This window comes from Streptomyces sp. GESEQ-35, assembly GCF_017948485.1.
Classification (GTDB): Bacteria; Actinomycetota; Actinomycetes; order Streptomycetales; family Streptomycetaceae; genus Streptomyces.
Genome location: NZ_JAFFSX010000025.1, coordinates 55,176 through 74,097 on the forward strand (window position 1 = coordinate 55,176; position 18,922 = coordinate 74,097).

Here is an 18,922-nt window from a genome sequence, read left to right on the forward strand (position 1 = left end):
TGTGGACTGGTTCACCGCTTCCGACTACTGGCTGAGCCGGCTGGTCTTCCAGCGGGCTCTGGCCGCCCTGTACCTCGTCGCGTTCCTCACGGCGGCGCTCCAGTTCCGCGCGCTGCTGGGCGAGCGCGGCATGCTGCCGATCCCGCGGTTCGTCGCGCGGGTGCCCTTCAGGCGGGCGCCGAGCCTGTTCCAACTGCACTACTCGGACCGGTTCTTCGCGGCCTCGGCCTGGGCGGGCTGCGCGGTGTCGGCGGCACTGGTGGCGGGGCTCGACTCGCTGCTGCCGCTGTGGGGCGGCATGGCGCTGTGGCTGGTGCCGTGGGTGCTGTATCTGTCGATCGTCAACGTCGGCCAGACCTGGTACGGCTTCGGCTGGGAGTCGCTGCTTCTGGAGGTCGGGTTTCTCGCGGTCTTCCTCGGCAACGACGAGGTGGCCCCGCCGATCGTGGTCCTGTTCCTGCTGCGCTGGATCCTGTTCCGGGTGGAGTTCGGCGCGGGTCTGATCAAGATGCGTGGTGACGCCTGCTGGCGGAACCTGACGTGCCTGGACCACCACCACGAGACCCAGCCGATGCCGGGCCCGCTGAGCTGGTTCTTCCACCATCTCCCCCGGCCCCTGCACCGGGCGGAGGTGGCTGCCAACCACTTCACCCAACTCGTCGTGCCCGTCCTGCTGTTCACCCCGCATCCCATCGCGACGGCCGCCGCGGCACTGATGATCGTCACCCAGCTGTGGCTGGTCCTGTCGGGCAACTTCTCCTGGCTGAACTGGATCACGATCGTGCTGGCCCTGTCGGCCGTACGGTTCCCGGGCTCACCGCCCTCCGTCGCCGACGCCCCGCTCTGGTACGAGGTCGTCGTCCTCGCCGTCGCCGCACTGCTCGTGGGCCTGAGCTACCACCCCGTCCGCAACATGATCTCCCGCCGCCAGGTGATGAACCGCTCCTTCGACCCGCTCCACCTGGTCAACACGTACGGGGCGTTCGGCAGTGTCAGCCGGATCCGGTACGAGGTGGTGGTCGAGGGCACGGCCGATCCGGTACCGCACGAGGACTCGGACTGGCGGGAGTACGAGTTCAAGGGCAAGCCGGGTGATCCCCGGCACTGGCCGCGCCAGTTCGCGCCGTACCATCTGCGGCTCGACTGGATGATGTGGTTCGCCGCGCTGTCGCCCGCCTACGCGGGAACCTGGTTCGGCGCCCTGGTGGAACGGCTGCTGGAGAACGACCCCGCCACTCTGAAGCTGCTGCGCCGCTCTCCCTTCCCGCCCGACGGGCCCCCGCGGTTCGTGCGCGCCCGTCTCTTCCGCTACCGCTACACCACCTGGCGTGAGCTGCGGGAGACGGGCGCGTGCTGGGAGCGGACGTATGTGCGGGAGTATCTGCCGCCGACGCGGCTGGCGGGGATGACTCAGAGGTCGTAGACGCGGGTGGCGGTGCCTTCGAGGATCCGGGAGCGATCCGCTGCGTCCGTCAACTGCCGTGCCGTCGCCAGCACTTCACCGTAGGTGGCCGCCAGCGTGCACACCGGCCAGTCCGAGCCGAACATCAGACGGTCCGGACCGAAAGCATCGAGGACGGTGTCGGCGTACGGGCGGAGGCCGTCGACCGTCCAGGAGCTGGGGTCGGCCTCGGTGACCATGCCGGAGAGCTTGCAGACCGTGTTGGGCAGCGCGGCGAGGGTGCGGACGGCGCTCGCCCAGGGTTCCCGTTCGCCGGAGGCGATGGGTGGTTTGCCCAGGTGGTCCAGGACGAAGGTGAGGCCCGGATGGTCGGCTGCGGCCTTGGCGCAGGCGGGCAGTTGCTGGGGCAGGACAATGAGGTCGTAGACGAGGCCCGCGTCGGCGACGGCGGCGAGTCCACGGCGTACCTCGGGCCGCAGCAGCCACTCCGGGTCGGGTTCGCCCTGGACCTGGTGGCGGATGCCTTTCAAGTAGCCGCCGCCGGGGAGTTCGCGCAGTCGGGCCAGCTCGTCGGCGACGGCCAGGCTTGTGAGGTCGGTCCAGCCGACCACGGCGCCGATCAGCTCGTGCTCGGCTGCGAGGGCGAGGAACTCCGGGGTCTCGTCCGGCACGGTGACCGTCTGGACGAGGACGGTCCGGTCCACTCCGGCGGCCCGCGCCTCGGGTTCCAGGTCGGCGACGGTGAAGTTCCGCCTCAGCGGCCGGAGTTCGTCTCCGGTGATCCAGTCCTGGTCGCGTACGGAGAGGTCCCAGACGTGGTGGTGGGCGTCGACCGTCATGGCAGCTCCCATACGACGGGCAGGCTCGCGTCTGCCCCCTGGTCGGAGTAGTCGTGCACCACGTCCAGGATCTCCGCCATACGGGCCTGCCAGGCGACGTTGACGGGCAGCTCGTCCAGCTCGGCGAGGAGCCGTGCGTAGTCCTCGCACTCCAGGATGTGGAAGAGGTCGGTACCGCTGCGCCAGATCGTCCAGGAGGTGGCACCGGCGGCACGGATGGCGACCGTGAGCTCCTTCGGGACATCGCGGTGCGCGGCCTCGTAGTCCGCGATGCGGTTCGCGCGGACCTTGGTGTGCAGGGCGACTCTCATGACGGCTCCTCGTCGGTCAGCAGGCCGGTCTCTCTCAGCTCCTGCCAGAACGCCGCGGGCACCTCCGTCGCGAACTGCTCGGCGCAGTCCCGGACTTCGGCCGCCGACCGCGCACCGACGAGGACGCTGACGACGGCCGGGTGCGCGGCGCAGTAGGCGAGCGCGGCGGCCCGCAGGGTGATGCCGTGGCGGTCGGCGACGGACTTCATGCGCAGGGCGCGGTCCAGCAACTCCGCCGGGACCTGGGCATAGTTGTACGTCGCCTCCGGCCTCGGATCCGCCAGCAGACCGGAGTTGAAGGCGCCGCCGACGACGACGGACGTGCCGCGCGCCAGGGCGGCGGGCAGCAGACCGGCCAGGGCGCTCTGGTCGAGCAGGGTGTACCGGCCGGCGCACAGCACCACGTCGACGTCCGTGTCACGGACGAAGCGGGTGAGCATCTCGGTCTGGTTCATACCCGCGCCGATCGCGCCGACCACGCCCTCGGCGCGCAGCTTCTCCAGCGCCGGGTAGCCCTCGCGGAAGGCCTGTTCGGCGTGGTCGTCGGGGTCGTGGAGGTAGACGACGTCGACGCGGTCGAGGCCGAGCCGTTCCAGGCTTGCGTCCAGGGTGCGTCGTATGCCGTCGGCGCTGAAGTCCCACACACGGTGGTGGGTGGCGGGCACGGCGAAGCCGTTCGCCAGGTCGTCGCCCGGGGTGTCGGACGGGTCCAGGCGGCGGCCGACCTTCGTGGAGATCGTGTAGGCCTCGCGCGGGTGCTCGCGCAGGGCGGCGCCCAGGCGGCGCTCGGACAGACCGAGGCCGTAGTGCGGGGCGGTGTCGAAGTAGCGGATGCCCTGTTGCCAGGCGGCGGCCACGGCTCCGTACGCCTGCTCGTCCGTGACCTCGGTGAACAGGTTGCCGAGGGGAGCGGCTCCGAGGGCGAGGTCGGTGACCTCGACGCCGCTCCTGCCGAGGGTGTTCACCGGCCCGCCGGGCGCAGTCGCAGGCCCTGCATGCCGCCGTCGACGGCCAGTGCGGTGCCGGTGGTGGCGCCGGACAGGGGGCTCGCCAAGTAGGCGACGGCGCCCGCGACTTCGGCCGCAGTGACCAGGCGCCCGGTGGGCTGGCGAGCTTCCAGGGCCGCGCGTTCGGCGGCCGGGCTGTCGGCGGCGTCGAGGAGGCGGCCGACCCACGGGGTGTCCACGGTGCCGGGGTTGACGCAGTTGACGCGGATGCCCTCGCGGACGTGGTCGGCGGCCATCGCGAGGGTGAGCGAGTACACGGCGCCCTTGGTCGCGCTGTACAGGGCGCGTTGCGGAAGGCCGGCGGTGGCGGCGATGGAGCAGGTGTTGACGATCGCGGCATGCGACGACTTGCGCAGGTGCGGGAGGGCGGCGCGGGCCGCGCGGACCATGCCGACGACGTTGACGTCCAGGACGCGGTGCCATTCGGCGTCGTCGTTGTCCTCGACGGTGCCCTGGGCGCCGATGCCCGCGTTGTTGATCAGGATGTCGAGTCCGCCGAGGTCGGCGACCGCGGCGGCGACGGCCTCACGGACGGAGGCGTCGTCGGTGACATCGGCGCGGTGGGCGAACAGCGGCTTCTCCACGGAGGACGGGTCCAGGTCGAGGACGGCGACCTGGGCGCCGCGCTCGGCCAGCAGTTCCGCGGTGGCCCGGCCGATGCCTGACGCGCCGCCCGTCACCAACGCCTTGAGGCCCTCGAAGTCGCTCATGCCGCCTGCCCCTTCTTGTCCGTGACGTTCTGCGTCTGGAGGTCGGCGGCCCAGAAGGCGCCGCCGGGAAACGTGTACCGCGCGATCGACTCGGGCCGCATGGCGGCCGAGAAGCCCGGCGCGGTGGGTGCCGTGTAGTGACCCTCGCGGATCACCACCGGGTCGAGGAAGTGGTCGTGCAGATGGTCGACGTACTCGATGACGCGGTCGTCGGTCGTGCCGGAGACCGCGACGTAGTCGAACATCGAGAGGTGCTGGACGAGTTCGCACAGGCCGACCCCGCCCGCGTGCGGGCAGACCGGCACGCCGAACTTGGCCGCGAGCAGCAGGATCGCCAGGTTCTCGTTGACGCCGGCGACCCGGGCCGCGTCGATCTGGACCACGTCGATCGCGCCGGCCTGGAGCAGCTGCTTGAAGACGACCCGGTTCTGGACGTGCTCGCCGGTGGCGACCTTCACCGGGGCCACGGCCCGGCGGATCGCGGCGTGGCCGAGGACGTCGTCGGGACTGGTGGGCTCCTCGATCCAGTACGGGGCGAACTCGGCGAGGGCCTTGGTCCAGCGGATCGCCTCGTCGACGTCCCAGCGCTGGTTGGCGTCGATCGCCATGCGGATGTCCGGGCCGACCACGGACCGGGCGACCCGGCAACGCCGGATGTCGTCCTCCAGATCGGCGCCGACCTTCAGCTTGATCTGCCGGAAGCCGTCGGCGACCGCCTCGGCGGCGAGCCGGGTGAGCTTGTCGTCGTCGTAGCCGAGCCAGCCGGCGGACGTGGTGTAGGCGGGGTAGCCGCGCTCCAGGAGCCGGGCCCTGCGGTCCTCGGCGCCTTCGCGGCCGCGGCGCAGGAGGGCCAGCGCCTCCTCGGGAGTGAGCGCGTCCGTGAGGTAGCGGAAGTCGATCTGGCCGACCAGCCACTCCGGGTCGGCGTCGGCGAGCAGTTGCCAGAGCGGCTTGTCGGCCCGCTTGGCGGCCAGGTCCCACACCGCGTTGGTCACCGCGCCGATCGCCATGTGCATTACGCCCTTCTCGGGCCCGAGCCAGCGCAGTTGGCTGTCGCCGATCAGGTCCCGGAACAAGGACCCGGGGTCGTCGCACAGCTCGTCGACGGACCGTCCGACCACGTGGTGGCGCAGTGCGTGGATCGCGGCGACCTGGACCTCGTTGCCCCGCCCGATGGTGAAGGTGAAACCGTGCCCCTCCGGACCGCCGTCGGCGGCATCGGTGCGCAGTACGACATACGCCGCCGAGTAGTCGGGGTCCGGATTCATCGCGTCGGAGCCGTCGAGCTCCCGCGAGGTGGGGAAACGGATGTCATGGGTGTCGACCGCGGTGATGCGGACGGGCGTCGGGGACACAGAGAGCCTTTCGGTCGCTGGCAGGGACAAGGCGGGTCAGTCCTGGGCACGGCCCGTCGTCACGCGGGCGATCATGAGGGCGACCAGGATGATTCCGCCGTAGATGGCCTGGATCCAGAAGGACGGCACCTGGGCGAGGGTGAGCAGGTTCTGCACGACTCCCAGGAGCAGTACGCCGGTCAGGGCGCCGAACATGGTGCCCTTGCCGCCGTCGAGGCTGATGCCGCCGATGACCGCCGCCGCGAACACGGTGAAGATCATGTTGTTGCCCTGGTTGGCGCTGATCGCCCCCACATAGCCGGTCTGCATGATCCCGCCGACCGCGGCCAGCATTCCCGCGACGACGAAGACGCCGAGCATCACGCGCTCGACGCGGATGCCGGCCGCCCGGGCCGCGTCCGTGTTGCCGCCGATGGCGTACAGCGCCCGCCCGATGCGGTGGTACTTCAGCACGAACCCGGCGACCGCGAAGGAGACGGCCGCCAGCCACACCGACATCGGGACGTTGATGAAGGTGGTGGTGGCCAGGGAGTAGAAGCTGTCGGGCATCCCGAACAGCGTCTTGCCCTTGGTCGCGCCGACCAGCAGACCACGCAGCACGATCAGCATCGCGAGCGTCACGATGAACGCGTTCAGCCGGAACTTCACGACCAGGATCCCGTTGAACGCGCCGATCGCCGCGCCCACCACGAGAATCGCCAACAGCGAGAGCACGGCCGGGAATTCGGTGCCCCAGCCGGACTGGGCGACGGGCAGCACGAGCAGCGCCCCGACGGCGGGCGCGATACCGACCACCGACTCCAGGGACAGATCGAACTTGCCGGTGATCAGCACCAGCGACTCCGCCAGCACCACCATCGCGAGCGCGGCCGAGGCGCCGAGGATGGAGATCAGGTTGCGCTCGGTGAGGAACGAGTCGTTGACCACCGCGCCGAGCACCATGAGCAGCAACAGGGCTGGTACAAGGGCCAGTTCGCGGGCGCGACGCAGCAGTACGGTGCGGGCCGCCCGTACCTCGGGCACCCGCAACTGCTTCACCGCCGGGGCCTTGGTGTCAGCCATGGTCCACTCCTTCGATGGAGGCGATCAGCTCGCGGTCGCGCCAGCCCGCCGGGTGCTCGGCGACGACACGGCCGTGGAAGAGGACGAGAACGCGGTCGCAGCGCCGCAGATCGTCGAGTTCGTCGGAGACGACGAGCACGGCGGTGCCGTCCTCGCGGGCGCTGTCCATCCGGGCCAGCAGGGACTCCTTGGACTTCACGTCGACGCCCGCGGTCGGGTTGATGAGGACCAGGAGCTTGGGGTCGGAGGCGAGGGCGCGGGCCATGACGACCTTCTGCGCGTTGCCGCCGGAGAGGTCGGAGACGGGCTGGTCGGGACCCTCGGTGTGGATGTCGAGGCGGTCGATCAGCTCGGTGGCGACCCGGCGTTTGCGGTCGATGCCGACAAAGCCGTAACGGCCCAGGCGGTTCAGGACGGTCATCGTGGCGTTGTCGCCGATGGTCATGCCGGAGACGAGCCCCTGCTCGTGCCGGTCGCGGGGGACGCAGCCGACGCCGGCCTTCAGTGAGGCCTGTACATCGCCGAACGGGAGCTTCTTCCCGTCCAGTTGGGCGGTCCCGCTCGTCGGTGTGTACAGCCCGGCGAAGGACTCGGCGAGTTCGACCTTGCCGCTGCCGCTGATGCCGGCCAGTCCGACGACCTCGCCGCTGCGGACGACGAGGTCGATGTCCTGGTACGACGGGGAGGTGAGCCCGCGGGCTTCGAGCAGGACGGGGGCGTCGTGGTCGACGTCCCCGGGGTCCACGGCCTGTTCGGCGATGGTCTCGATGGACTCCCCCGCCATGGCCTCCACCAGTGCCTGACGCGGGAGTTCGGCGACCGGTGCGGTGGTGATCCAGCGGGCGTCGCGGAGCACGGTGACGGTCTGGCAGACCTCGTAGACCTCCTGGAGGTGGTGCGAGATGAACAGGAAGGTGACGCCCGAGTCCTGGAGGGCCCGCATGCGGGTGAAGAGCCGCTCGATCTCACGGTTGTCGAGCTGGGCGGTGGGTTCGTCGAGGACGATGAACCGGGCCCCGAAGCTCAACGCGCGGGCGATCTCCACCATTTGGCGGTCCTCGACCTTGAGATCGGCGGTGCGGGCCTCGGGGTCGACGTGCACGTCCCAGGTGGCCAGGAGCGCGGCGGCCTCGGTCCTCAGGGTGCGCCAGCTGATGAAGCCGCGGTTGAGGGGCTGCCGGTTGATGAACAGGTTCTCGGCGACGGTCAGCTCGGGGACGACGGTGGCCTTCTGGTAGACGCAGGCCACCTTGCGGCGCCAGGCCTCCCGGTCGGCGAGCGGGGGCGCGGGCTCTCCGTCGAAGCGGACCGTGCCCTCGTCGGCGGGCTGGAGGCCGGTGAGGATGTTCACCAGCGTGGACTTTCCGGCGCCGTTGCGGCCGACGAGGGCGTGGGACTCGCCGGGTAGCACGGTGAGTTGGCCTTCGTACAGGGCGGTGGTGGGGCCGTACCTCTTGGTGATGCCACGCGCCTCGACAAGTGGTGTGCTCATCCGACCGTGTTGCCCCACAGCTCGGGGTCGTCGACGTTGTCCTTGGTCACCAGCGGCGCGGGCAGCTGGTCCTCGAGGATGCCGCTGGGCAGCTTGACGATCTCGGAGTCGTGGTCCGTCGGGCCGGGCTTGAAGGTCTTCCCCTCCATCGCCGCCTTGATGTAGTACATGCCGTACTTGGCGTACAGGTCGGCGGGCTGGGAGACGGTGGCGTCGATCTCGCCCTTGCGGATCGCGTCGTACTCCTGCGGGATGCCGTCGTTGGAGACGATCGTGATGTGGCCCGCCTGGCCCGTCTTCTTCAGCATCCCCTTTGACTTCAGGGTCTGGAGCGTGGGCGCGAGGTAGACGCCGCCCGCCTGCATGTAGATGCCCTTGATGTCCGGGTTGGCGTTCAGCAGCGTGTCGAGCTTGGAGGCCGCGGTGTCCGACTCCCACTTGGCCGGTATCTCCAGGACCTGCAACTTCGGGTAGTTCTTCTTGATGCAGGCGCGGAACGCCTCCGAGCGGTCACGGCCGTTGACCGAGGCGAGGTCGCCCATGATCTGCACGACCTTGCCGGACGGAATCTGCTTGCCGAGGTATTCGCAGGCCTTCTCGCCGTACGCGACGTTGTTGGCGCGTACGACCATGGCGACCTTGCCCTTCTCGGGCGCCACGTCCACGGCGACCACGGGCACGCCCTTGCGCTCGGCCTGGTCGAGCCCGGCCTCGATGGCGGCGCTGTCCAACGGCGCCACGACGAGGCCCTTCACACCCTGGTTGAGCTGGTTGTTGATATCGGTGATCTGCTGAGAGGGGTCACTGTTGGAGTTGACCGTCTTCAGCGCCTCGACCCCTTCGGACTTCGCCATCTTCGGCACGTAGTCGTTGTACGACTGCCAGAACGGCGAGGTCAGCAGGGGCAGGATCACCCCGACCTTGCCGGTGCCGCCGGCTCCGGCACTCGCGGAGCCGGTGTCCGTGGTGCTGCCGCATGCCGTGAGCGCGAGGGCGCCGCACGCGGCCACCGCCGCCAGGCGCACCGCTGTGGTGGACATCCGCCACCGTCCGTTCCGCACAGATCCGTCGGCCATCTGCCAGCTCCTCATCGAGCGTGATCGAGCAGTTGCCCGCATATTTATCAGACCACTTCGGCCTGACAACACCCTCGCGCAGCAAATATTCGCGGTTTCCGGCCATAGTGGTCCTACCACTATCGAGATTAGACTGCGAGCGCACCGGCGACAGGAGGAGTGGCGTGGACGAGACCGCCCCGCAGAAGGGCACGGTGACCCAGCGCGCCATCGAGCAGATCAAGGCGATGATCGGCGAGGGCCGGCTGGAGCCGGGCCAGCGGTTGCCGACCGAGCGCGATCTGGCGGTGCAGCTGGGCATCTCCCGCAGCTCGATGCGCGAGGCGATCCGCGCGCTCACCGTCCTCGGTGTGCTGGAGGCCCGGCACGGCTCCGGTATCTACGTCACCCAGCTCCAGGCCGGTGACCTGCTGGAGACCTTCGGCGTCGTGGCCGACCTCTCGCGCGGCCCGCGCCTGGTCGAACTGCTGGAGGTGCGCCGCATCCTGGAGTCCACGGCTACCGCGCTGGCCGCCGCGCGCATCACCCCGGACCAGCTCGCCGAGGTGGAGAAACACCTGACGGCGATGAACGCCACGGACGACCCCGACGAGATCCTCGCCCACGACCTCGCCTTCCACCGCGAGATCGCGGTCGCCGCCGGCAACGACACCATGGCCGCCATCCTGGAGGGCCTGTCCTCCCGCACCTTCCGCGCCCGCGTCTGGCGCGGCTACCAGGAAGAGGGCGCCTTCGCCCGCACCCGCCGCGAACACGCCGCGATCCACCGCGCCCTGGCCGCCCGCGACCCGGACGCGGCACGGGCGGCGGCGGCCGCGCATGTGGGGGAAGTGGAGGAGTGGCTGCGGGCCCAGCTCGCAGGCTGAGCCCACAGCCCTTCCCCGGTCAGGCCCGCTTCAGCCGCAACGTCACCAGCTCAAAAGGCCGCAGCCGTACGGTGATCCTGTTGCCGTCACACTGTGGCTCGGCCTCCGTCAGCGGCCGTTCCAGCAGGTCCGTCACCGCGACGCCCGCGACCTCGAACCCCGCGGTGAGCGTCGCGCGGGCACGCCCACCGTGGGCTTCGTGGAACCGGACCACCACATCTCCGCTGCCGTCGTCGGCCAGCTTGACCGCGGTGACGACGACCGCGTCCTGATCGACGCTCACCAGCGGGGCCACCTCGGACGTGCCCGTGATCCGCCGCTCCGGCAGGTTGATCCGCCAGCCCTCACGGACGGCGTCGCCGATGCCCGCGCCCGGCACCAGGGCGTGCCGGAAGCGGTGGATGCCCTGGTCGGTCTCGGGGTCGGGGAAGCGCGGGGCGCGCAGAAGGGAGACGCGCACGGTGGTGGTCGTACCGCCGTCGCCGTCGGTGCGTACCGTTCGGCTCACGTCATGGCCGTACGTGGAGTCGTTGGCGATGGCCACGCCCCAGCCCGGCTCCTCCAGATGCACGAACCGGTGGTTGCACGCCTCGAACTTGGCCGCCTCCCAGCTGGTGTTGGTGTGTGTGGGCCGGTGGAAGTGCCCGAACTGGGTCTCGGACGCGTACCGTTCGGCGTGCACGTCGAGCGGGAACGCGAGCTTGAGGAACTTCTCGGTCTCGTGCCAGTCGACCTCCGTGTCCAGCACCAGCCGCCGCTCCCCCGGGGCGAGAGACAGCACCTGGGTGACGCGGGACGCGCCGAAGGACCGTACGATCCGGATCGACACGCCGTCGTCACCCGCCGTGACCTCGTCGGCGTCGACGAGGTCGGTGACCGTGTTGCGGTAGAACTCGTCGACATCCCAGGCGTCCCACATGTTCGGGAAGTCGGGGTGGAGTTGGAGGAGGTTCGCGGCCCGTCCCGGGGCGATCGTCTCGCGGTCGGCGCCGATGTCGTACGCGGAGACCACGAGTCCCCGGGCGTCGACCTCGATCCGGAGCAGGCCGTTGTCGAGGACGTGACTGCCGTCGGTGCGTGGGGCGAGCGCGGTGCGGCCCTCGGTGACGGGGGTCCGCGCACCGCCTGCCGGGACGCCCTCGCGGGTGTGCGGGGCCGCGTTGAACACGAGCGGCGTCGACCCCTCCCCGGCCAGGGCGCGCTGGGCCGCGTCGATGATGCCGTTCAGCTCGCCGGCGAGCCGCTCATAGGTCGCTCGTGCTTCGCGGTGCACCCAGGCGATGGACGAGCCGGGCAGGATGTCATGGAACTGGTGCAGCAGCACCGTCTTCCAGATGCGGTCCAACTCCTCGTACGGGTACGGGAATCCGGTACGTACGGCCGCGGTCGCCGCCCAGAGTTCGGCCTCGCGCAGGAGGTGTTCGCTGCGGCGGTTGCCCTGCTTGGTCTTCGCCTGGCTGGTGAGAGTGGCCCGGTGGAGTTCGAGGTAGAGCTCGCCGACCCAGACGGGCGGGTTCGGGTATTCGGCCTCGGCCTTCTCGAAGAACTCCGCGGGGGTCTCCCACACCACGGTGGCCGATCCTTCGAGGTCGCGCAGGCGGGCCGCCTTGGCGACCATCTCACGGGTGGTGCCGCCACCCCCGTCGCCCCAGCCGGTGGGCGCGAGGGAGTGCCGGGCCCGGCCTTTGTCCTTGAAGTTGCGTGCGGCGTGGGCGATTTCACTGCCCTTCATGGAGCAGTTGTAGGTGTCGACGGGCGGGAAGTGCGTGAAGATGCGCGTGCCGTCGATGCCCTCCCAGGTGAAGGTGTGGTGCGGGAACTTGTTGGTCCGGGACCAGGAGATCTTCTGCGTGAGCAGCCACTTGGAGCCGGCTGCCTTGATGATCTGCGGGAGTCCGGCGGCGAAGCCGAAGGTGTCGGGCAGCCACGCCTCGTCGTTCTCGATGCCGAACTCGTCGAGGAAGAACCGCTTCCCGTGCACGAACTGACGGGCCATCGCCTCCGAGCCCGGCATGTTGGTGTCCGACTCCACCCACATGCCGCCGGCCGGCACGAACCGCCCGTCCGCCACGGCCTTCTTCACCCGCGCCCACACCTCGGGCCGGTGCTCCTTCACCCACGCCCACTGCTGGGCCTGCGACATGGCGAAGACGAACTCCGGCTCGTCCTCGATCAGCGCGGTCATGTTCGAGGTCGTACGGGCCACCTTGCGCACGGTCTCGCGCAAAGGCCACAGCCACGCCGAGTCGATGTGCGCGTGCCCGACGGCGCTGATGCGGTGCACGGACGGGGCGGCGGGGGTGGCGAGTACGTCGGCGAGCCGTGAACGTGCCTGCGCCGCCGTGCCGCCCACGTCCTGGAGGTCGATGGCGTCCAGGGCACGCTCCACCGCCCGCAGGATGTCCCAGCGCCGCGCCGACTCGACCGGCAGCTCGACCATGAGCTCGCCGAGCACCTCCAGGTCGAGGACGAGCTGCCACACCGTCTCGTCGAAGACGGCGAGGTCCATGCGGGTGAGCTTGTACTGCGGCTCTCCTCCCGCCGTCTCCTTGTCGCCGAGCTGGGTGGGCAGGAAGGGGTGGTAGTCGAGGATGACGGGGTTGGAGGCCGCCTCGATGTGCAGCCGGACCTCCTCGCCACCCTCGACGGGCGCGCCGATCCGCACCCACTGGTTGCGCGGGTTGAGGCCCTTCACCGGGGTGCCGTCGGGCCGGTAGACCAGGCCCTCGCACTGGAAGCCGGGCATGTTCTCGTCGAAGCCGAGGTCGAGGAGTGCCTCGACGGTCCGTCCGGCCCACGCCTCGGGCACGGTCCCGGTGACACGGAACCAGCTGGTGCCCCACGGAGCACCCCACCGGGCGCCCACCTCGATCGGCTCGGGTGCGGCCGCGAGCCCTTCCTCGACCGGCACGGGTTCGCCGGGGGCGTGCCACACCGCCACTTCCAGCGGTACGGACTCGGGGTACACAGCGGGGCGGACACGTTCGTCGAGGACACGCTTGAGGCGGGCTTCGACCAGGCTGCGGTCGTCATGCATGCGGGGTGCTCCGTAGATCGTCCGGGTGCGGGTGCTTACCAGGTGTGGCTGACGGCCACAGGTGCCGACGAGGTGTACAGCTCCCCCACGGCACGCACTTCGAACCGTGCCGTCCGCTCGCCCTGGGTGCCGTCGGGCAGGACGGTGCGTCTGGTGGGGTTCACGGGCGGGTACCTCCTTGTGGGGTGGGAAGTACCTGGTCGGGAGTGACGACTTCGGTGATGCCGCGCGCGGCGAGGTGTTCCTTGTCGTCGGCGCGCACGTCGAGCACGGTGGTGGGCCGGGCACCGTCGGCGACCAGCCGGAAGTAGGCGTCGAAGACGGGGCCGCCCGGAGCGCACAGGGAACGGGCGAACGGGTCGGCGGGGACGACGAGCGCCGTGGTGCGAGGTGCCGGGGCGTGGGTGTGCTCCCGGGCCGCGCGCGCCAGCACCAGGGCCGCCTCCTTGGGCCGCCGGTCATTGGTCAACAACCCCAGCCCGTATTCGAGTTCGGGGAAGTCGGCCAGTTCTCGGGACACGTCGTGGGAGCACCACCAGGTGATGCCCCACAGGTCCGGGCAGTCCAGCGCATGAGCAACGGTCGCCTCGGTGAACGCGGCGGCGTGCTCGGCCGGGATCAGGGGTGCCGGCGCGCCGACCTCCTGGAGCCACACGGGCCGCTGCGGCTCGTCCGCCCATGCCTTGCTCAGCTCGATCAGATAGGCGGCATGGTGCTCGGTGGGCACGGACGTGCGGCCGTGCCGCTGGGCGGTGCCGTTGAAGACCCAGGAGTGTACGGCGGTGACGGCGCCGCGCCGGGCGGCCTGGGCCGGGGTGAAGGGCTGGTCGTCCTGGTACCAGGTCGCGTCGTACTCGGCGTGCAGATGCAGCTTGCCGGGGGCGCCCTCCTCGCAGGCGGCGAGCATCCGCTCCAGCCAGGCGTCGATCTGCGCGCCGGTCGCCCGGTCGGGGTCGGGATGCGGACCGGCCGAGAACTGGTTGACCTCGTTGCCGAGGGTCATGCCGATGAAGTTGGGGCGGTCGGCGAGCGCGGCGGCGAGGGTGCGCAGGAAGGTGGCCTGGCCGTCGATCACGTCCGGGTCGGTGAAGAGGTTGCGCCGGTGCCAGGTCCGGGTCCAGGCGGGCAGGAAGTCGAAGCTGCTCAAGTGCCCTTGCAGACCGTCCACGTTGACGTGCAGTCCGCGGTCGGCGGCGTCGTCGACGAGCTGCACCAGTTGCTCGACGGCCCTCGGGCGGATCAGCGAGCGATTCGGCTGGAAGTACGGCCACAGCGGGAAGACGCGGATGTGGTCGAGACCCAGCGCCGCGATGGAGTCGAGGTCGGCGCGTACGGAGTCGAGGTCGAAGTCGAGCCAGTGGTGGAACCACCCAACGCTTGGGGTGTAGTTGACGCCGAAGCGCACGGCAGAAGGCATGCGTGTCCTTGTGACGGAGGGACGGGTTCAGCCCTTGACGGCGCCCTCTCCCACGCCGCGGAAGAAGTACCGCTGGAGACAGGCGAAGAGGACGATCAGCGGTGCCACCGCGATGACGGTGCCCGCGGCGACGAGCCGTTCGTCGTTGGCGAAGGTGCCGTGCAGATAGTTGAGGCCGATGGTCAGCGTGAACTTGGAGGGGTCGCTCAGCACGATGAGCGGCCACAGGAAGTCGTCCCAGGCGCCCATGAAGGCGAAGATCGCGACGACTGCAAGGATCCCCTTCACGGAGGGCAGCGCGACACGCAGGAACCGCTGCCACACGTTGGCTCCGTCGACGAAGGCCGCCTCCTCGATCTCGTACGGCAGGTTGAGGAAGGCGTTGCGCATCAGCAGCACGTTCATCGCGCCGATGCAGCCCGGCAGGACGACACCGACCAGGGTGTTGTTGAGCCCCAGCTCCCGCATGGTCGTGAACTGGGCGATGATGATGCCCTCCACCGGCACGAGCATCGCCAGGATGAAGGCGAGCGTGGCCGCGCGACGGCCCCGGTAGCGGAGCCGGGCGAGGGCGTAGCCGGCGAGTGCCGAACCGACGCAGTTGGTCACGACGTTGGCCGTTGCGACCTTCAGCGAGTTGAGCGCGTAGTCCCAGACGGGGATGGTCTCGGAGACGCGCTCATAGTTGTGGAGCGTCGGGTCGCTCGGGAGGAACTTCGGCGGCGAGGTGTAGATGTCCTCGGTCGGGCCCTTCAGGGACGTGGAGAGCTGCCAGAGGAAGGGGCCGACGGTCAGAGCGAGTACGGCGAGCAACAGGGCGTAGCGCAGGACGAGTTCCCACCCGCGTACACGGCGGCCGTGCTCATCAGCAATGGTCACGCCTCGCTCCTCCGGTCCGCCCTCAGGACGAGCAGCATCAGCGCGACGGTGACGACGAAGACGACGACGGAGATGGCGGAGGCGTAACCGACACGGCCCGTCAGACCCGTGCCGGTGCGTTGGACGAGCATCACGAGCGTCGTGTCCTCACCGGCAGGACCACCACTCGGCCCTGCCATCAGGTAGACCTCCGAGAACACCTTGAAGGCAGCCACCGACGACAGCGCCCCGACCAGCACCATGGTCGACCGGACAGCGGGCACCGTGACGTTGAGGAAGCGCCGCACGGCACCCGCGCCGTCCACGGCGGCGGCCTCGTGGAGTTCGCGCGGCACGTTGGCGAGCGCGGCAAGGTAAATGATCATGTAGTAGCCGAGGCCCTTCCAGACCGTGACGGCCATGGCGCTGAGCAGCAGCAACCACTGGTCGCTGAGGAAGCCGATCCGGCCGACGCCGACCGTCTCCAGCAGCGAGTTCACCAGCCCGCGTTCGTCGAGCAGCCACACCCAGATGAGCCCGACCACGACGATCGAGGCGACGACCGGGGTGTAGAAGGCGGAGCGGAAGAAGGTGATGCCGGGGATGCTCTTCTGCACCAGCATGGCCAGCAGCAGGGGCAGGATCACCAGCGCGGGGACGACTCCGACGACGTACAGCGTGCTGTTGCGCAGGCCGATCCAGAACATGTCGTCGTGCAGCAGCTCGCGGAAGTTGGCGAGGCCCACGAACTCGCCGGGGATCAGGGTGCGGCGGTCGGTGAAGGCGTTGATCAGCGTGGAGACGAACGGGTAGAGGATGAAGGCGCCGATGACCAGCAGGCCGGGGGCGGCGAACAGCCATGGACTCACCGGCAGTTGGCGCCGCACCCGGGACACGGTGGACATCGCTATCCCTGCTGCTGAAGGAGCCGGTCGCAGGCCTCGACAGCGTTGTCGAGGGCTTCCTTGGGACTCTGCTTGCCCTGCAACGCCTTGGCGACCTCGTTGCGCAGCTCGGTCTTCATCTGCTCGCTGAACAGCACGGGCGTGTAATTGACCGCGGTCTTCAGCGACTTGGCGGCGGCCACCCGCACCCGCGTCTCGTCGGTCCCGTCCTCCTTGGTGAAGTACGGGTCGTCGAGCGAACCGGCGGTGCTCGGGAAGATCGCGACCTTCTTGGCGAAGGACATCTGCTGCGCGGCTTCGGTGACGTAGTGCGCGAAAGCGACCGCGGCGGGCTTCTGCTTGGTCTGCGCGTTCACCATCACGCCCATCACGTACATGTTGACGTGGCCGGTGCTGGTGATCTGGTCGGTGATGCCGATGTTCTTGTACAGGTTCGGCGCCTGCTTCTTGAAGTTGCCCAGATCCAGGGCGCTGCCGGGGTTCATGGCGACGGCCTCGGTGAGGAACTTCTTGCCGGACGACTCCGGGGTGGCGGTCAGCGCCTGCGGGTCGAGCGCCTTCGCGTCGTACAACTCCTTGTACTTGGTGAGGAGTTCGACACCCTTCGCGTCGTTGAAGGTGAAGGCGGTGCCCTCCTTGTTCATGAGCGGAACGCCGTAGCGGCCGAAGTCCTCGACGGTGGGCACGTTGGCGAGGGTGGCGACCTTGCCGTCGGTCTTCTCCGCGATCTGGAGGGCGTCGGCGAAGAGTTCGTCGTACGTCGTCGGCGGCTGGTCGGCGTCGAGTCCGGCTTCCTCGAACAGGGACTTGTTGTAGAACAGCGGCCCGGTGTTGAGGTACCAGGGGAAGGCGTACGTGCCGGTCATCCCCGGTATCTGATGGCTGGCCCAGGCGCCGTCCAGGTACTCCTTCTTGTACTGCGAGGCCGCCTTGTCCAGGTCGAGCGCGAGGCCCGCCTTGGCCAGCGGGGCGACCAGGTCCGGCGAGACGTTGACGACGTCGGGGAGGGTGCCGCCGGCCGCGTCCGCGCTGATCTTGTCGGCGTAGCCCTCGGCGGGCTGGTCGATCCACTTGACGTTCGTGCCGGGGTACTTCTTCTCGAAGTCGGCGACCAGACCCTCGAAGTAGTCCTTGAAGTTGGCGCGGAGATTCCAGGTCTGGAAGGTGATGTCGCCCTCGACCTTGCCCGAGGCGTCGGTCGAGCCACCGTCGTCTCCGGAGCCGCAGGCGCTCAGCGGCAGGAGGACACAGACGGCGAAAGCGGCAGCAAGGGCTCTGCGGGAAATAGGCACCGTGAACGGCCTCCTTTGCAACGGAGTTGGCCAACGACGCAGACCTTGCACGCCCCCTCACCGGCCCGTCAATGGCTCTGGCGCAGCTAATTTCATTAGTGACTAATGCGTATTAGGATCACCGAGCTGAACCGCATTAGTGCATACTGGCCCGGTAATGCGTCGGTGGAATGGGGAATCACCATGTCAGGCAAGCGGTCACCGGCCCGCCGGCCGACCATGAAGGACATCGCGCGCCACGCCGGGGTCTCCCAGAGCGCCGTCTCCTTCGCCTTGAACGGCCGGCCCGGGGTCTCCGAGGACACCCGCGACCGGGTGCGGCAGGTCGCCGAGGAGCTGGGCTGGCGGCCCAGTACGGCGGCCCGCGCGCTGTCCGGGGAGGGCGCGGCCACGGTCGGCTTCGTGCTCGCCAGGCCGGCCGAGACGCTGGGCGTGGACTCGTTCTTCCTCCAGCTCGTCTCGGGCATCCAGGAGGTGCTGGCGGAGCGGCATCTGGGGCTGTTGTTCCAGGTGGTGGAGGACATCGACGACGAGTGCGCGGTGTACCGGCGCTGGTGGGCCGAGCACCGGGTGGACGGCGTCCTCGTGGTCGACCCGCGCACCGACGATCCCCGGCCGGACCTGCTCGACGAGCTGGGTCTGCCCGCCGTGGTGATCGGCGGCGCCCCGGACGAACGCCACCCCGGCCTGTCCACCGTGTGGGCGGACGACGCGGGTGCGATGGCCGCGGTCGTCGACGAGCTGTACGCGCTCGGCCACCGGCGGATCGTGCACATCGCGGGGCTGCCGGGGCTCGCGCACACCGAGCGCCGGATCCGCACGCTGCGCGCCGAGGCCGGGCGGCGCGGGCTGACCGGAGTGGACTCGGTGCCCACCGACTACTCCGACGCGGAGGGCGCGGCCGTGACCCGTCGCGTGCTGTCGACGGCCGCTCCCGCGACCGCGCTGATCTATGACAATGACGTGATGGCCCTCGCCGGGGTCGCCGCCGCGACCGAGCTGGGCTTCTCGGTGCCGAGGGATGTGTCGGTGGTGGCCTGGGAGGACTCGGCGCTGTGCCGCATGGTCAAGCCGTGGCTGTCTGCCCTGTCCCGGGACAGTGTGGAGTTCGGGCGTATGGCGGCGACGGAACTGACTGCGCTGCTGGACGGTGGGCCGGCTCGCACGGTGCGGGTGCCGGTGCCGCGGTTGATCGTGCGGGACAGTACGGGCGCGGTGCGCTCCGCGGGTTAGTGCCGCGATCTGTCGTCGGTCGGTCGCGGCGCCGTCGTGGCTGGTCGCGCCCACGCGGCG

Annotated in this window: 17 protein-coding genes; 3 read left to right on the forward strand and 14 right to left on the reverse strand. The window is 69.7% G+C overall.

Annotated features, from left to right (window positions below; all coding sequences use genetic code 11):
* The first annotated feature begins 1 nt into the window (after position 1).
* Positions 2 to 1,423, forward strand: coding sequence for a lipase maturation factor family protein (locus tag KCH87_RS36300; RefSeq protein ID WP_210592116.1), 1,422 nt, complete (start codon positions 2 to 4; stop codon positions 1,421 to 1,423).
* On the opposite strand, the gene KCH87_RS36305 is transcribed toward KCH87_RS36300, so the two are convergent.
* The 8 genes from KCH87_RS36305 to KCH87_RS36340 are packed head-to-tail and all read right to left on the reverse strand — an operon-like array spanning position 1,411 to position 9,218.
* Entirely contained in the window at positions 1,411 to 2,241 is an 831-nt protein-coding gene (locus tag KCH87_RS36305; protein ID WP_210592117.1) for an amidohydrolase, read from the reverse strand. The genes KCH87_RS36300 and KCH87_RS36305 overlap by 13 nt on opposite strands.
* Positions 2,238 to 2,552, reverse strand: coding sequence for an L-rhamnose mutarotase (locus tag KCH87_RS36310; protein ID WP_210592118.1), 315 nt, complete (start codon positions 2,550 to 2,552; stop codon positions 2,238 to 2,240). Before KCH87_RS36310 ends, KCH87_RS36305 begins: the two co-directional genes overlap by 4 nt.
* Positions 2,549 to 3,517 carry an aldo/keto reductase gene (locus tag KCH87_RS36315; protein WP_210592119.1) on the reverse strand — a complete coding sequence of 323 codons (969 nt, stop codon included), beginning with the start codon at positions 3,515 to 3,517 and terminating at the stop codon, positions 2,549 to 2,551. Before KCH87_RS36315 ends, KCH87_RS36310 begins: the two co-directional genes overlap by 4 nt.
* Complete coding sequence (locus tag KCH87_RS36320; RefSeq protein WP_210592120.1) at positions 3,514 to 4,269, reverse strand: SDR family NAD(P)-dependent oxidoreductase; 756 nt, start codon at positions 4,267 to 4,269, stop codon at positions 3,514 to 3,516. Before KCH87_RS36320 ends, KCH87_RS36315 begins: the two co-directional genes overlap by 4 nt.
* Positions 4,266 to 5,624 (reverse strand): L-fuconate dehydratase, encoded by a 1,359-nt coding sequence (locus KCH87_RS36325; protein ID WP_210592121.1) that lies wholly within the window; start codon positions 5,622 to 5,624, stop codon positions 4,266 to 4,268. The genes KCH87_RS36320 and KCH87_RS36325 overlap by 4 nt, the downstream gene beginning before the upstream one ends.
* 36 nt (positions 5,625 to 5,660) lie before the next feature.
* Complete coding sequence (locus KCH87_RS36330) at positions 5,661 to 6,686, reverse strand: ABC transporter permease (protein WP_210592122.1); 1,026 nt, start codon at positions 6,684 to 6,686, stop codon at positions 5,661 to 5,663.
* The gene (locus KCH87_RS36335) at positions 6,679 to 8,178 is read right to left on the reverse strand and encodes a sugar ABC transporter ATP-binding protein (protein WP_210592123.1); all 1,500 of its coding nucleotides are present in this window, start codon (positions 8,176 to 8,178) and stop codon (positions 6,679 to 6,681) included. The genes KCH87_RS36330 and KCH87_RS36335 overlap by 8 nt, the downstream gene beginning before the upstream one ends.
* The gene (locus tag KCH87_RS36340; protein WP_210592181.1) at positions 8,175 to 9,218 is read right to left on the reverse strand and encodes a sugar ABC transporter substrate-binding protein; all 1,044 of its coding nucleotides are present in this window, start codon (positions 9,216 to 9,218) and stop codon (positions 8,175 to 8,177) included. The genes KCH87_RS36335 and KCH87_RS36340 overlap by 4 nt, the downstream gene beginning before the upstream one ends.
* Before the next feature lie 200 nt (positions 9,219 to 9,418).
* On the opposite strand from KCH87_RS36340, the gene KCH87_RS36345 reads away from it, so the two are divergent.
* Complete coding sequence (locus tag KCH87_RS36345) at positions 9,419 to 10,120, forward strand: FadR/GntR family transcriptional regulator (protein ID WP_210592124.1); 702 nt, start codon at positions 9,419 to 9,421, stop codon at positions 10,118 to 10,120.
* A gap of 19 nt (positions 10,121 to 10,139) precedes the next feature.
* Here KCH87_RS36345 and KCH87_RS36350 read toward each other — a convergent pair whose 3' ends face one another.
* Genes KCH87_RS36350 through KCH87_RS36370 form a run of 6 tightly spaced genes read right to left on the reverse strand, consistent with a single transcriptional unit; the run spans position 10,140 to position 17,629 of the window.
* Positions 10,140 to 13,157, reverse strand: coding sequence for a glycoside hydrolase family 38 C-terminal domain-containing protein (locus KCH87_RS36350; protein ID WP_210592125.1), 3,018 nt, complete (start codon positions 13,155 to 13,157; stop codon positions 10,140 to 10,142).
* Between the two features lie 35 nt (positions 13,158 to 13,192).
* Positions 13,193 to 13,321 (reverse strand): hypothetical protein, encoded by a 129-nt coding sequence (locus KCH87_RS50215; protein WP_282613039.1) that lies wholly within the window; start codon positions 13,319 to 13,321, stop codon positions 13,193 to 13,195.
* Positions 13,318 to 14,574, reverse strand: coding sequence for a cellulase family glycosylhydrolase (locus tag KCH87_RS36355; protein ID WP_210592126.1), 1,257 nt, complete (start codon positions 14,572 to 14,574; stop codon positions 13,318 to 13,320). The genes KCH87_RS50215 and KCH87_RS36355 overlap by 4 nt, the downstream gene beginning before the upstream one ends.
* Before the next feature lie 27 nt (positions 14,575 to 14,601).
* Positions 14,602 to 15,453: a carbohydrate ABC transporter permease gene (locus tag KCH87_RS36360; RefSeq protein ID WP_210592127.1), complete on the reverse strand. Its 852-nt coding sequence runs from the start codon at positions 15,451 to 15,453 to the stop codon at positions 14,602 to 14,604.
* Positions 15,450 to 16,337: a carbohydrate ABC transporter permease gene (locus tag KCH87_RS36365; protein ID WP_210592128.1), complete on the reverse strand. Its 888-nt coding sequence runs from the start codon at positions 16,335 to 16,337 to the stop codon at positions 15,450 to 15,452. Before KCH87_RS36365 ends, KCH87_RS36360 begins: the two co-directional genes overlap by 4 nt.
* 2 nt (positions 16,338 to 16,339) lie before the next feature.
* Positions 16,340 to 17,629, reverse strand: coding sequence for an ABC transporter substrate-binding protein (locus KCH87_RS36370; protein ID WP_210592129.1), 1,290 nt, complete (start codon positions 17,627 to 17,629; stop codon positions 16,340 to 16,342).
* A 183-nt stretch (positions 17,630 to 17,812) separates the two neighbouring features.
* Between KCH87_RS36370 and KCH87_RS36375 the strand changes: the two genes are divergently transcribed.
* Complete coding sequence (locus tag KCH87_RS36375) at positions 17,813 to 18,862, forward strand: LacI family DNA-binding transcriptional regulator (protein WP_210592130.1); 1,050 nt, start codon at positions 17,813 to 17,815, stop codon at positions 18,860 to 18,862.
* Positions 18,863 to 18,922: the final 60 nt, after the last annotated feature.

Coding starts and splice junctions, on each gene's coding strand:
- KCH87_RS36305 (WP_210592117.1), bottom strand. CDS start 2,241: ATGACGGTCGACGCCCACCACCACGTCTGGGACCTCTCCGTACGCGAC.
- KCH87_RS36310 (WP_210592118.1), bottom strand. CDS start 2,552: ATGAGAGTCGCCCTGCACACCAAGGTCCGCGCGAACCGCATCGCGGAC.
- KCH87_RS36320 (WP_210592120.1), bottom strand. CDS start 4,269: ATGAGCGACTTCGAGGGCCTCAAGGCGTTGGTGACGGGCGGCGCGTCA.
- KCH87_RS36330 (WP_210592122.1), bottom strand. CDS start 6,686: ATGGCTGACACCAAGGCCCCGGCGGTGAAGCAGTTGCGGGTGCCCGAG.
- KCH87_RS36335 (WP_210592123.1), bottom strand. CDS start 8,178: ATGAGCACACCACTTGTCGAGGCGCGTGGCATCACCAAGAGGTACGGC.
- KCH87_RS36340 (WP_210592181.1), bottom strand. CDS start 9,218: ATGTCCACCACAGCGGTGCGCCTGGCGGCGGTGGCCGCGTGCGGCGCC.
- KCH87_RS36350 (WP_210592125.1), bottom strand. CDS start 13,157: ATGCATGACGACCGCAGCCTGGTCGAAGCCCGCCTCAAGCGTGTCCTC.
- KCH87_RS36355 (WP_210592126.1), bottom strand. CDS start 14,574: ATGCCTTCTGCCGTGCGCTTCGGCGTCAACTACACCCCAAGCGTTGGG.
- KCH87_RS36365 (WP_210592128.1), bottom strand. CDS start 16,337: ATGTCCACCGTGTCCCGGGTGCGGCGCCAACTGCCGGTGAGTCCATGG.
- KCH87_RS36375 (WP_210592130.1), top strand. CDS start 17,813: ATGTCAGGCAAGCGGTCACCGGCCCGCCGGCCGACCATGAAGGACATC.